The following is a 12,058-nucleotide window of genomic DNA, read 5'->3' as shown; positions in this document are numbered from 1 at the left end:
ACTTGCCCGGATTACCTCGTCGCCGACAAGGGCTACAGCAGCCGCGCCAACCGGGCACTCCTCCGTCGTCGGGGCATCTCGCACACCATCGCTCAGCCCAGCGACCAGGCCGCCAACCGGCGTCGCAAGGGCTCAGCCGGTGGCCGCCCGGTCGGCTTCAACAAGGCCCGCTACGCCCGCCGCAACGTCGTCGAACGCAGCTTCTGCCAGGTCAAACAGTGGCGCGGACTGGCCACCCGCTACGACAAGCATGCCCGCAACTACGCCGGCGCGCTCAACCTCGCCGCGCTACTCACCTGGCTCCCGTGAACCGTCAGACACTCTCTAGCGGCTCAGGCCGGCTGCAGCTCGGGGAGGGAGTCCCGCCGGCCGCCGTCCGCGCAGCCACTGCACGACGGCGACGGCACCGGCCTGCCGAGGTGCCACCCCTGGACGGCGTGGCACCTCCTCCCGGCGGGCAGGTCCCGGGTCTGCTGGTCCTCGACCCCCTCGGTGACCCCCACCTGCTCCGTGCCGGGATCCACCCGCTGGACCTCGGGACGCTGCCGGTGGGTCCCCTGGTCGCCCCACCGCGCGGCCGATGAGTTCACGGCTCCCGGCCGGTCCTTTCCTCGGAACGCCCGAGGAAAGGACACCGCCATGTCGGAGCTTCTCGTCGACTTCATCACCTCCCTCGACGGCTACGCGTCGGGCGAGGGCTGGCCCGGGTTCTGGGGCCTCGAGGGCCCGGAGTACCTCGCATGGCTCGGCGAGCAGCCCGAGGTCACCTACCTGATGGGAGCGAACACCTACCGGCTGATGTCGGGCTTCGCCGCCGGCGAGGTCCCGGATGGCCAGGACGAGTTCCGGCCCGAGGAGGAGGCGTCCGTCGACGAGCTCACGCGAGCGCCCAAGGTGGTGTTCTCCTCCTCGCTCGAGGAGCCGCTGACGTGGGCCAACTGCACGCTCGTCCGCGACGACGCCGTCGAGGCGGTCCGCGCCATGAAGGAGGACGGCTCGGGGCTCCTCAGCACGATCGGCAGCCTCAGCCTGAGCCGGTCCCTGCTGCGAGCCGGACTCGTCGACCGCTTCCGGGTCGGGATCTTCCCGGTGATCACCGGGGCCACGGGCGCAGAACGCATCTACGACGGCTATCCGGACGTCGCCCTGGAGATGATCGAGCACCGCACCTTCGACGGTCGCATCCAGCTGGTCGAGTACGAGCCCCGCGTGCTCGAGCACCCGCCGCTCGGCGCCCCCGCGTGACGGCGTCCCGTCCGCCGGCCCGGCCGGTCGCCCGAGGTACGGACCGCGGGAGGCCGGCCGGTCGTGAGACGGCCCAGCGCCTGACCATCCTGCTCGGCGATCGTGCCGCCTGCGTCGTCCGCGAGCTCGCGTGGGATCGGAGCGGCTGCCCCGGGCGCCGGGCCGCTGACAGCGCCGGTCGCGGACAGCGCCGGTCGAGGGCACCGCCTCGGAGCACGGCGCCACGAGGTCCTCAGGCGCCCGAGCCCGCGCCGATCCGACGTCGGGCACTCAGTGCCTGGTCGCGTACCTGGTCAGGAGCACGCCGCCGGGGAACTCGCGGGTCTCCACCAGGTCCAGGGTGACCCAGGCGTCCAGGGCCGTGAAGAACGGCGTGCCACCGCCGATCAGGACCGGGTGGGTGACGACCGCGTACTCGTCGACCAGCCCCGCCCGCATGGCCGCCGCGGCGAGCGTGGCACCGCCGACGTCCATGGGACCGCCGTCCCCGGCCTTGAGCCGGGTGATCTCCGTGACCGCGTCGCCGGTGACCAGGCGGGCGTTCCCGTCGACCGTGCTGGTCGTCGAGGAGAACACCACCTTCGGCATGTCCCGCCAGCGGCGGGCGTACTCGATCTCCGCCGGTGTGGCGCCAGGCTGCTGGTCGGCGGTCGGCCAGTGGGAGTTCATCGCCTCCCAGAGTCTGCGCCCGTACAGCGCCAGGCCCGTCGCCCCCACCCGGTCGGACCACCACTGGAACAGCTCGTCGCTCGGCACACCCCAGCCGAGGTCGTCGCCGGGCGCGGCGGTGTAGCCGTCCAGGCTCAGGTTCATGCCGACGGTCAGTCTCCGCATGGCGTGGCCTCCCGAGGGTCGGTGCTCGGCGTACGGACCGGCACGACGCGGAGGAATCATCGGTGGGCCACACCGAGGGCCGGCCGACCACCACGCCGGGCGGCTGCCGCGTGCGGGAGGACGACGGAGCGAGGAGTGCGGCGTGGCCGCTGCCGGGCTGGCGAGCTACGTGGCGGTGCTCCGAGTGCCCGGCGCGTTCGCGTTCGGTGCGTCGGCCACGCCGGTGCGGCCGGCGCAGGCGGTGCTCGGCCTGGGGTCGGTCCTGCTGCAGGTGCTGCTCGGCCGGTCCGACGCCGTCGCGGGGCTGCTGGCCGGTGCGGTCTCCGTCGCGCAGGGCGTCGTCGGTCCGCAGGTCTCGCCCCTGGTCGACGTGCACGGGCAGCGAGCGGTCGTGCTGCCGCAGGTCCTCGCGCACGCCGCGGCGATGAGCGGGCCGGTGGCTGCGGGCCTGGCGGGCGCGCCGACCTGGCTCCTGGTCGATGCGGCGCTGATCGCCGGGGCACGGCGGACGCCCCGGCCCTGATCACGGGCAACACGCTGGTGCCGCTGGTCGTGCCGGCCCCGGACCTGACCGAGGCCTACACCTGGCTCGGCGTGAGCGTCTTCGCGGGGATCGCCCTCGGCCCGGCCGCCGGGGGCGCCCTGATCGACCACGGCGGTCCCGGTGTCGCTCTGCGGGCCTCGGTGGGCGCCGGCGCCCTCGTCGCCGGGCTCCCGCTGCTCCGGCGCCACCGCCTGGCCGCGCGCTGAGCGCGGGGCCCCTGCGGACCACGGATGGAGACTGCAGCGGCGCGGCAGGACCGGGCCTCGGGAGGAAGCGAACGCGCAGGTCAGAGACCTGTCGTCCTGGTGCGCCATCAGGGACTCGAACCCCGAACCCGCTGATTAAGAGTCAGCTGCTCTGCCAATTGAGCTAATGGCGCGTGTCGCCCGGGTGACCGGGTTCCGAGCGACGACGATACCAGCGCCCGGCAGGCGCTCGCCGCCGGGGGCGCGACGAGCAGACGGCCACGGCCCGCCCTGGACGTGGACACTGGACGGGTTGGAGTCGCGCCCGGCCGGGCGCGGGCGGTCGGGACGAAGGGCGGGCAGCGAGCGTGCGACGGACAGCGGCGCTGGTCACGGCGGGGGTCCTGGCCCTGCTCAGCGGGTGCACCGCGGGGAACGGCGAGGGGTCCTCCTCGGCCTCGGCCTCGGCCTCCTCGTCCTCGGCCTCGGCCACCACGCCCGCCGACGCGCCTCCTCCCCGGCTGCAGCTGGCACCCGCCGACGGCGCCGTCGACGTCGCCCCGGGGCTCCCGCTGGAGATCTCCGTCACCGACGGCGAGCTGGGTGACGTCACGGTGACCGACGACGCCGGCACCGAGGTCCCCGGGCAGGTCGCCGACGGCGACACCGAGGGCACCGAGGTCTGGACGGCCGACGGGGCGCTGGCCTACGGCAGCACCTACACCGTGACCGCCTCCGCCACGAACGCCGACGACGAGCGCGCCGAGGCCACCAGCACCTTCACCACCGCCGTCCCGGACGCGCTGGCCACGCCCGCGATCGGCCCGCTGGACGGTCAGACCGTCGGTGTCGGCATGCCGATCCGCGTCTACTTCGAGCAGCCGGTCACCGACCAGGCCGCCGTCGAGAGCCACCTGCGGGTCACCAGCTCGACGCCGACCGACGGCGTGTGGAGCTGGATCAGCGACACCGAGGTGCACTTCCGGCCCTCGCAGTACTGGCCCGCCGAGACCGACGTGACCCTCGATGCCGACCTGCAGGGTGTCCCCCTCGGCGGCGGCGTGTTCGGCGAGAAGGACCGCACGGTCTCCTTCCACGTCGGCGCGCGGCACGTCTCGATCGCCGACGCCGCCACCCACCGGCTGCAGGTCTTCGACGGGGACCAGCTCGTGCAGGACTTCCCGATGAGCGCCGGCAGCCCGGACAACCCGAGCTACAACGGGCCGCACGTGGTCACCGAGCTCAACGCCGAGCGGATCATGGACTCCAGCACCTACGGCGTGCCGGTCGACAGCCCCGGCGGCTACCGCACCCCGGTGCAGTGGGCCGTGCGGCTGTCCGACAGCGGCGAGTTCGTCCACGGCGCCCCGTGGTCGGTGGCGCAGCAGGGCCGGGAGAACGTCTCCCACGGCTGCATCAACCTCTCGACGGAGAACGCCCGCTGGTTCTTCGACTTCTCCCAGCCGGGCGACGTCGTCGAGATCGTCAACTCCGGCGCCGGCACGCTGGCCTCGGACATCGACGACTGGACGGTCCCGTGGGACCAGTGGCGGGCCGGCAGCGCGCTCGCGTGATCTCCGTTTCCTGACCGCCTGACCAGGGCACTTCCCGGCTGTCTTCGGGAGGGAGATGCGTCGTGGACACCTGGGTGATCGTCCTCATCGTCGTCGTCGCGCTGGTGGTGCTGGCGCTGGTCGCGCTGGCCCTGGCCAAGCGCAGCCGGGTGGCCGGCGCCCGGCGCCGCGAGCAGCAGCGCCTGGAGGCGCGCGAGCGTCTCGAGGAGGCACGCCTGCGCGGGGCGCAGGCGGAGAAGGAGCAGGCGCTGGCCGAGGAGCAGGCGGCCCGGGCCCGCCGCGAGCGGGCCGAGGTCGAGGAGCGCACCCGCCTGGCCGAGCAGGAGGCCCGCCAGCGGGCGGCCTCGGCGAAGGAGCACGCGTCGGCCGCCGAGAAGCTGCGGGCCGAGGCCGAGAAGCTCGCGCCCGGCCTGGCCGACCGCGACGGCCGCGCCGGGGTCCCCGGCGACGGCCCCGGGGGCGCCACCCGCCGCTGAGCGGGGCACCGCTCAGTTCCGGGCGCCGCCGCGGTCGGTCCTGGTGGGCGGGGCCGGCCGGGCCCCCGGACACCGGAGGACGCCGTGGCCGACCTGATCGCCATCGGCACGCGCAAGGGGCTGTGGCTGGCCCGCAGCGACGACGACCGCCGCACCTGGCGCCTCGACGGGCCGCACCTGGTGGCCCAGGAGGTCGCCGCGGTCGCCGTCGACACCCGGGAGGCGGTGCCGCGCGTGCTGGCCGGCGTCCAGTACGGGCACTGGGGGCCCACGGTCACCTGGTCCGACGACCTCGGCGGCAGCTGGCACGAGACCGACGACGGCGCGATCCGCTTCCCGGCCGGCACCGGCGCCGCGCTGGCCCGGGTCTGGCAGCTGCGCCCCGACGTCGCCGCGCGGCCCGGCGTCGTCTGGGCCGGCTGCGAGCCGCACTCGCTGTGGCGCAGCGACGACGGCGGCCGCAGCTTCGGGCTGGTCCGGGGACTGTGGGACCACCCGCACCGGCCCACCTGGGAGCCCGGCGGCGGGGGCGGTGCCGTGCACACCGTGCTGCCGCACCCGACCGGCGACCGCGTCGTGGTGGCGATGAGCACCGGCGGCGTCTACGTCAGCGACGACGGCGGCTCCACGTGGCAGCCGCGCAACTCCGGCATCACCACCTCGTTCCTCCCCGGGCCGCCGCCGGAGTACGGCCAGTGCGTGCACAAGGTCGCCGTCGACGCCGGGGACCCCGACCGGCTGTACGCGCAGAACCACTTCGGCGTCTTCCGCACCGACGACGCCGGCGGCACCTGGACCTCCATCGCCGGCGGGCTGCCCGCCGACTTCGGGTTCCCGGTGGCCGCCTCGCCGCGCACCCCGGGCACCGCCTGGGTCGTCCCGCTGGTCGCCGACGCCGACCGGACGCCACCGGGCGGCCGGCTGCGGGTCCACCGGACCCGCGACGGCGGGGCGAGCTGGACCGAGCTCGGCGCCGGGCTGCCCGACGGCTGCTGGACGGCGGTGCTGCGCGACGCCGTCTGCGTCGACGAGGCCGAGCCGACCGGGGTGTACGTAGGCACCCGCGACGGCTGCGTCTACGCCAGCGCCGACGAGGGCGGGTCCTTCACCCGGGTCGCCGCCCACCTGCCCGACGTGCTGTGCGTGCGCGCGGCCCGGCTGCCGTGAGCGTCGAGGTGCTGCTGCCGGGGGTGCTCGCCGACCTCGCCGGCGGCCGGCGGCGGCTGCGGGTCGACCCGCCGCCGGCGACGGTCGCGGGCCTGCTCGACGCGCTGGCCGCCGAGCACCCCGTCCTGGAGCGGCGCATCCGCGACGAGTCCGGGGCGCTGCGCCGGTTCGTCAACGTCTACGTCGACGGCGACGACGTGCGCTTCGCGGCCGGCGTGCACACCGCGGTGCGCGACGGCGCCGTCGTCGAGGTGCTGCCCTCCGTGGCCGGGGGCTGAGCGCCCCGGGACCGAGCGGCCGGTCAGAGGCGGGCGGTCAGAGGCGGGCGAGCTCGGCGCACTCCGGGCACAGCTGGTGGTCCTCGTAGCCCTCCGGCGGCCAGACCGTCTCGTCGTCGACGGCGACGTAGGAGCCGCACAGGGACTTGCGGCTGCGGCCCTGGACCCGGCCGATGGTGGCGTGCGCCGGCCCGATCTGCCGCGGCTGGAGCCCGTCGGGCGAGCCGACCGAGCCCACCATCACGACGGCGTGGGCTGTCCCGTAGGAGTAGGCGGTCGTCGTCATGGCGCCAGCGTCCGAGGCGTGGGGGGATCGGACGAGCACCGGCCGCCGCGTGTCCGCCACGGCCGGCCACGGCCGCCCCACCCGCACCACCCGGCCCTCAGGCCGCAGGCCCCGCGACGACGCCGTCGCGCACCAGGGCGGCGAGGTCGTCCGCCCCGACCCCGAGACCGGTGAGGACGGCGGCGGTGTGCTCGCCCACCCGCGGCGCGCGCCCGCGCGGCCCGACGTCGGCACCCCGCAGCCGCAGGGGCGCGCGGACGGTGCGGAAGCGCCGCCCGGACGCGTCGCCGATCTCGGGGAACAGCCCATCGGCGGCGGCCTGCTCGTCGGCGGCGAACTCCGCGACGGTGGACGCCGGTCCCCAGATGAAGCCCCGCTCGTCGAAGATCGCGCCCCACTCGGGCAGCGGCCGGGTGGCGAAGGCCTCGTCCATCAGCCGGGTCAGCTCCGGCATGTTCGCCGCGCGGGCGGCACGGTCGGCGAAGCGCTCGTCCGCGACCCACTCCGGGTGGCCCACCGCCTCGCAGAACGGCGGCCACCAGTGCGGCTCGGGCATGAACAGCAGGATCCAGCGGCGGTCGGCGCAGCGGAACCCGCCGTGCAGGGCGTGCGGCCGGGCGACGCGGCCCTGCGGCGTGGGCGTGACCCCGTCGACGAGGGTGGCCGACAGGTCGCTGGACATCGTCCACGCGGCCGACCCGAGCAGGCTGACGTCGACCACCTGCCCCTCCCCGGTGGCCTCGACCACGCGCAGCGCGGCGAGCACGCCGCCGAAGAGGGCCAGCGCGGCGACGTGGTCGCCCTGGGCCGGGCGGAGCCGGGGCGGCGCGGGGTTGCCCGGCTCGCTCATCGCGTCGAGGACGGCGCCGCGGCCGAAGAAGGCGGTGAGGTCGTAGCCGGGGCGGGTCGCGTCGGGTCCGGCGGGGCCGTAGCCGGTGAGGGTGGCGTGCACCAGACGCGGGTTGAGGCCGTGCAGGGTCGCCGCGTCCAGGCCGAAGCGCGCCTGCCGGGCGGGCAGCAGGTTGCAGAGGAACACGTCGGCGCCGGTGGCCAGCCGGCGCACCAGGTCGGCACCCCGTGCCTCGTTGATCGCGACGGCGATGCTGCGCTTGCCGCGGTTGTCCATCTCGAAGGCGGCGTCGACCGGGTCCTGCCCCTCGGGGACGTGCGGCTGCCGGGTGGCCCCGCGCATGGCGTCGCCCCGCAGCGGCTCGACCTTGACGACGTCGGCGCCCATGTCGGCCATCAGCGCGGCGGCACCCGGAGCGGCCATCCAGTTGGCCACCTCGACCACGCGCACGCCCGCCAGCGGTGCGGTCACTGCCTGCTCCCCCTTCAGTCCTGCAGGTAGTCGAAGACCGGGCTCGCCCGGCCCAGGGTGAGGTCGGTGAGGAGGTGGCTGGCCGAGACGATCTCGCGCACCGGCAGGTCGGCGAGCGGCGCGAGCGCGTGCTCGAACAGCTGCAGCCGCGCCGGGCCGGTCCAGGCCCCGCGGACGGTGATGTCGGTGATCTGGCTGCGCACCAGCTCCAGGATCCGTGGCCGCCGGTCGTACCCGGGCAGCATCTTCAGGCCGAAGGTGGGCCGGCCGATCTCGGCGACGGCGTCCTCGTCGCTCATCGGCGCGTGCTTGTAGCCCATGGTCGCGGTGGCCACCCGCAGCGTCCCGTAGTCGAGGGTGCCGACGAGGGTGTCGGAGTCGACGTAGAGGCGGGGCGTCCCCGACTTCTTCGGGAACGCGCTGATCTCCCGGCCGCTGGCGATCGAGGCCAGGCTGTCGACGTACATCGCGTGCAGGTAGTCGGCGCTCTCGCCCTCGTACTGGACCTGCAGCACCTGCCCGGACTCGGTGAAGGACCCCAGCCCGGTGACGTCGGGCATCCGCATGACCTCGAACTTGACCAGCGGGTCGCCGACCGTGAGCGGCTCGGGCACCACGCGCCGCATCGCCTCGACGTCGGTGCGGTACAGGATGTTGAGGTACTCGCGGCCGGTGAACCGGTAGCGCCCGGCCGGGTAGGCGGGCGCGCCGAGCGGCGTCGTCGACTGCCGGCGGACCTCGTCGGCGTCCATCAGCCCTCGCCGTCGCGCGCGGCGTCCCGCGCCCGGATGACCGCCAGCTGGGCGCGGTCGCGGGCCTCGGTGAGCTGCTCGTAGGTGCGCCCGGCGAAGCGCTCCTCCACCTGGTTGCTGACCAGCTCGACGGTCGCCTCGTCGAGCTCGGGCTGCTCGACGACCTTCCAGCGCCGCGCCATGCCCGGGCCCAGGTGCTCGAGGAAGTGCCGCATGCCGCCCGGTCCACCGCCGAGGTGGAAGCTCTCGAACGGGCCGGCCGTCGCCCACCGGACGCCGATGGACTCGGTGACGATCTCGTCGAGCTCCGCGGCGCTCACCACCCCCTGGGACACCAGCCACACGCACTCGCGGAAGAGGGTCGACTGCAGGCGGTTGGCGACGAAGCCGCCGATCTCCCGGTGCAGGACCACCGGCTTCCTGCCCACCGAGCGGTAGAAGGCGACCGCCGCCTCCACCGCCCACGGCGCGGTCCGCTCGCCGGGCACCACCTCGACCAGCGGCAGCACCTCCGGCGGGTTGAACGGGTGGCCGACCACCAACCGCTCCGGGGTGCGCATCTCCCGGGCCAGGTCGCTGGGCATGAGCGCCGACGTCGACGAGGCGATCAGCGCCCGCTCCGGTGCGGCGGCCTCGATCCGGGCGAACAGCTCCTGCTTGAGCGGCAGCCGCTCGGGGGCGTTCTCCTGGACGACGTCGGCGCCGGTGACCGCGGCCTCGACGTCGGCGACCACCGCGATGCGAGTCAGCAGCTCCTCGGGGTCCCCGGCCCGCGGCTGCAGCCGGGTGTGGTGGCGCACCGCCGCCACCACCTCGGGACCGACGTCGGGCCGCGGGTCCTGCACGCGGACGGTGCGCCCGTGGGCGGCGAACAGCGCCGCCCACGAGAGCCCGATGGTGCCGGCCCCGATGACCGCGACGGTGCCCTGGCTCGGGTCCACGTGCGCTCCCGGTGTCCTCGTCCGATCCCCGCGGGCATCGGAACACACCCGGCCACGAGATGCGACCCAGGTCACGTCTCAGCGCAGCAGCTGCTCCACCTCCGACCACGACCCGGCGACCACCGCGACCCCGGCCTCGTGCAGTGCCCCGGTGCGGTCGCGCCGGTCGGCCTCGGGCACGAACTGCAGCAGCCCGATCGTCGGGAACCCCGCGGCGACCGCCGAACGGGCGCCGTTCACCGAGTCCTCCACGGCGACCGCCTCGGCCGGGCCGACCCCGATGGTGGCGCCGGCGTAGACGTACACGGCCGGGTCGGGCTTGCTGGTCGGCTCGGTCAGCGAGTCCTCCGCGCTGAACCGGCGGCCGGGGTCGAACAGCGCCTCGAGGCCGGTCACCTCGAGGCAGGCGGCCAGCCGCGAGGACGCGCTGGAGGTGACCGCCGCCAGCGCGAACCGGCCGGCCAGGCGCTCCAGCGGTCCGCGCACGGCGGGGTCGGGCCGCAGGACGGTGCGCAGGTGCGCGGTGACGACGTCCTTCTCCTCGAGCACCCAGTCCTCGAGGTCGGCGCGGGTGAGCTCCCGGCCGTAACCGGTGGCGAGCTCGGCGGCGGCGGCCCGGAAGTTCTTGCCGTTGGTCATGCGCTGCAGCTCCTCCGGGGCGAAGGCCCGGTCGGCCCCCAGCCCGGCGAGGAACCGGTTGGTGACGTCGGCGGACGCGGCGTAGGCCGGTTCCTCGGAGGGGAACAGCGTGCCGTCGGCGTCGCACAGCAGCGTGGTCACCGCGGCCGGGTCGAGGGTGGGGGCGCTCACGCGTCCCCACCCTCGGCCAGGAACTCCTCGACGACCTCGCGCGGGCCCTGCCGCTCGAGGGCCGACAGCGCCCGCTGCACGCACTCGGCGAAGCGGGGGTCGCGGCCGACGTGGTCGAAGACCGACTCCTCCGACAGCAGCGGTGCGGCGTCGCTGCCGGCCTCCTGCGCGACCGGCACCAGGTCGGTGCGCGGGCCCTGGATCGGCACCTCCTCGCCGGCGTAGTCGTGCCCGCGGAGGAACCGCAGCCAGCCGGCCACGGCGACGCACAGCAGCTGGTGCGGGGTGCCGGCGTCCATCGCCGCCCGCACCGACGGCAGCAGGTAGCTGGGGATCTTCGTCGAGCCCCGCCGGGACAGCCGCGCCAGCTGGTCGGCCATCCGGGGGTTGGCCAGCCGGTCGAGCAGCGTCGCCTGGTACTCGTCGAGGTCGACGCCGGGGACCTCGGGCAGGTGCGGGGCGATCTCCTCGGCCATGAGCCGGGTGAGGAACGTGCGGAACACCGGGTCGGCGAGGACCTCGTCCGTCGTCCGGAGGCCGGCGAGGTAGCCCAGGTAGGCGATCGCGCTGTGCCCGGCGTTGAGCAGCCGCGTCTTCACCGTCTCGTAGGGGGCCACGTCCTCGACGAGCTGGACGCCGACCTCCTCCAGCGGGGGCCGCCCGTTGCAGAAGGAGTCCTCGACCACCCACTGGCGGAACGGCTCGGTGACGACCGGCCACCGGTCGTCGACGCCGGTCGCCTCGGCGATGGCGTCGCGGTCCTCCGGGCTGGTGTTCGGGGTGATCCGGTCGACCATGCTGCTGGGGAAGGCGACGTGCGCGTCGATCCAGTCGGCGAGGTCCTCGTCGCGCAGCCGCGCGAAGGACACCACCGCCGTGCGGGCCGCCGCGCCGTTGGACTGCATGTTGTCGCAGGAGAGCACCGTGAAGGGCGGCAGGCCGGCCTCCCGGCGCCGGTGCAGCGCCTCGACGAGGTAGCCGAAGACCGTCTCGGGGGTGCCGGGGTCCTCCAGGTCGCGGGCGACGTGGGGGTCGTCGGCGTCGAACTCGCCGCTGTGCGCGTCGATGCGGTAGCCGGTACCGGTGATCGTCAGCGTCACCACGCGAGTGCCCTCGTCGGCGAGCGCCGCGAGCACCGCCTCCGGGTCGTCCGGGGCGTACAGGTACCGGGTCAGCGCGCCGACGACGGTGGCGCGGTCGCCGTCGGCGGCCCGCTCGACCACGGTCCAGAGCCGGTCCTGGCCGGCGAGGACCTCGCCGATCTCGCGGCTGTGCAGGCCGACGCCGACCACGCCCCAGCCGGTCTCGCCCCGGCGGGCGAGCTCGTCGAGGTAGACGGCCTGGTGAGCGCGGTGGAAGCCGCCGACGCCGATGTGCACGATCCCGGGACGCAGCGCGGCCCGGTCGTAGGAGGGGACGGAGACCTCGGTCGGGAGGTCGGCGAGGGTCCGGTCGGACAGGGGGACGGCGGAAGCCGCGGCCCGGGTGGGGGCAGACGTCATCGGGATCTCTCGGGATGGAGGGGCGGCCCGGGGTGGCTGCTCACCCGTGACCGCCCCACCCCGGTGCCCAGCGGCGTACCGGGTCAATCCGGAACGGCGGCGGTGTGGTGCAGGACGCGTCACGCGGGTAGGGGGACGGGGCC

At 75.2% G+C, this 12,058-nt stretch carries 15 protein-coding genes and 1 tRNA gene; 8 read left to right on the top strand and 8 right to left on the bottom strand.

What is annotated here, in order from left to right; translation table 11 throughout:
• Both CHC04_RS22375 and CHC04_RS22365 read left to right on the top strand, forming a co-directional pair.
• A partial coding sequence (locus CHC04_RS22375; RefSeq protein ID WP_141233892.1) for a transposase occupies window positions 1–309 on the top strand: 309 nt, incomplete at its 5' end.
• A gap of 330 nt (window positions 310–639) precedes the next feature.
• Window positions 640–1,245, top strand: a complete 606-nt coding sequence (locus tag CHC04_RS22365; RefSeq protein WP_089406159.1) for a dihydrofolate reductase family protein — start codon at window positions 640–642, stop codon at window positions 1,243–1,245.
• A gap of 270 nt (window positions 1,246–1,515) precedes the next feature.
• Here CHC04_RS22365 and CHC04_RS22360 read toward each other — a convergent pair whose 3' ends face one another.
• On the bottom strand, window positions 1,516–2,079 hold the full coding sequence (locus tag CHC04_RS22360; protein ID WP_089406158.1) for a dihydrofolate reductase family protein: 564 nt from the start codon (window positions 2,077–2,079) through the stop codon (window positions 1,516–1,518).
• A 142-nt stretch (window positions 2,080–2,221) separates the two neighbouring features.
• Between CHC04_RS22360 and CHC04_RS22355 the strand changes: the two genes are divergently transcribed.
• Both CHC04_RS22355 and CHC04_RS22350 read left to right on the top strand, forming a co-directional pair.
• Window positions 2,222–2,602: a hypothetical protein gene (locus CHC04_RS22355; protein ID WP_089406157.1), complete on the top strand. Its 381-nt coding sequence runs from the start codon at window positions 2,222–2,224 to the stop codon at window positions 2,600–2,602.
• A 29-nt stretch (window positions 2,603–2,631) separates the two neighbouring features.
• Window positions 2,632–2,829 carry a hypothetical protein gene (locus CHC04_RS22350; protein ID WP_141233891.1) on the top strand — a complete coding sequence of 66 codons (198 nt, stop codon included), beginning with the start codon at window positions 2,632–2,634 and terminating at the stop codon, window positions 2,827–2,829.
• Between the two features lie 97 nt (window positions 2,830–2,926).
• On the opposite strand, the gene CHC04_RS22345 is transcribed toward CHC04_RS22350, so the two are convergent.
• Window positions 2,927–3,002 (bottom strand) — tRNA-Lys (locus CHC04_RS22345).
• Between the two features lie 174 nt (window positions 3,003–3,176).
• Between CHC04_RS22345 and CHC04_RS22340 the strand changes: the two genes are divergently transcribed.
• From CHC04_RS22340 to CHC04_RS22325, 4 genes are all read left to right on the top strand, one after another.
• A complete protein-coding gene (locus CHC04_RS22340) occupies window positions 3,177–4,382 on the top strand; it encodes a L,D-transpeptidase (RefSeq protein WP_245817665.1) in 1,206 nt (401 codons plus the stop codon).
• Between the two features lie 62 nt (window positions 4,383–4,444).
• Window positions 4,445–4,858, top strand: a complete 414-nt coding sequence (locus CHC04_RS22335; protein ID WP_089406155.1) for a hypothetical protein — start codon at window positions 4,445–4,447, stop codon at window positions 4,856–4,858.
• Window positions 4,859–4,942: 84 nt separating this feature from the next.
• Window positions 4,943–6,025 (top strand): WD40/YVTN/BNR-like repeat-containing protein, encoded by a 1,083-nt coding sequence (locus CHC04_RS22330; protein ID WP_089406154.1) that lies wholly within the window; start codon window positions 4,943–4,945, stop codon window positions 6,023–6,025.
• On the top strand, window positions 6,022–6,303 hold the full coding sequence (locus CHC04_RS22325; RefSeq protein ID WP_089406174.1) for a ubiquitin-like small modifier protein 1: 282 nt from the start codon (window positions 6,022–6,024) through the stop codon (window positions 6,301–6,303). Before CHC04_RS22330 ends, CHC04_RS22325 begins: the two co-directional genes overlap by 4 nt.
• 37 nt (window positions 6,304–6,340) lie before the next feature.
• On the opposite strand, the gene CHC04_RS22320 is transcribed toward CHC04_RS22325, so the two are convergent.
• From CHC04_RS22320 to CHC04_RS22295, 6 genes are all read right to left on the bottom strand, one after another.
• Entirely contained in the window at window positions 6,341–6,589 is a 249-nt protein-coding gene (locus CHC04_RS22320; RefSeq protein WP_089406173.1) for a hypothetical protein, read from the bottom strand.
• 97 nt (window positions 6,590–6,686) lie between these two features.
• Window positions 6,687–7,910 carry a CaiB/BaiF CoA transferase family protein gene (locus CHC04_RS22315; RefSeq protein WP_089406153.1) on the bottom strand — a complete coding sequence of 408 codons (1,224 nt, stop codon included), beginning with the start codon at window positions 7,908–7,910 and terminating at the stop codon, window positions 6,687–6,689.
• A gap of 14 nt (window positions 7,911–7,924) precedes the next feature.
• Window positions 7,925–8,662 (bottom strand): acetoacetate decarboxylase, encoded by a 738-nt coding sequence (locus CHC04_RS22310; RefSeq protein WP_089406152.1) that lies wholly within the window; start codon window positions 8,660–8,662, stop codon window positions 7,925–7,927.
• The gene (locus CHC04_RS22305; RefSeq protein ID WP_089406151.1) at window positions 8,662–9,603 is read right to left on the bottom strand and encodes a 3-hydroxyacyl-CoA dehydrogenase NAD-binding domain-containing protein; all 942 of its coding nucleotides are present in this window, start codon (window positions 9,601–9,603) and stop codon (window positions 8,662–8,664) included. Before CHC04_RS22305 ends, CHC04_RS22310 begins: the two co-directional genes overlap by 1 nt.
• Window positions 9,604–9,681: 78 nt before the next feature.
• Window positions 9,682–10,413, bottom strand: a complete 732-nt coding sequence (locus tag CHC04_RS22300) for an HAD family hydrolase (RefSeq protein WP_089406150.1) — start codon at window positions 10,411–10,413, stop codon at window positions 9,682–9,684.
• Window positions 10,410–11,915: a mannitol dehydrogenase family protein gene (locus CHC04_RS22295; RefSeq protein WP_089406149.1), complete on the bottom strand. Its 1,506-nt coding sequence runs from the start codon at window positions 11,913–11,915 to the stop codon at window positions 10,410–10,412. The genes CHC04_RS22300 and CHC04_RS22295 overlap by 4 nt, the downstream gene beginning before the upstream one ends.
• Window positions 11,916–12,058: the final 143 nt, after the last annotated feature.

It is taken from the genome of Geodermatophilus saharensis (assembly GCF_900188205.1).
Classification (GTDB): domain Bacteria; phylum Actinomycetota; class Actinomycetes; order Mycobacteriales; family Geodermatophilaceae; genus Geodermatophilus; species Geodermatophilus saharensis.
This window is presented reverse-complemented; position numbering and strand designations above follow the sequence as displayed.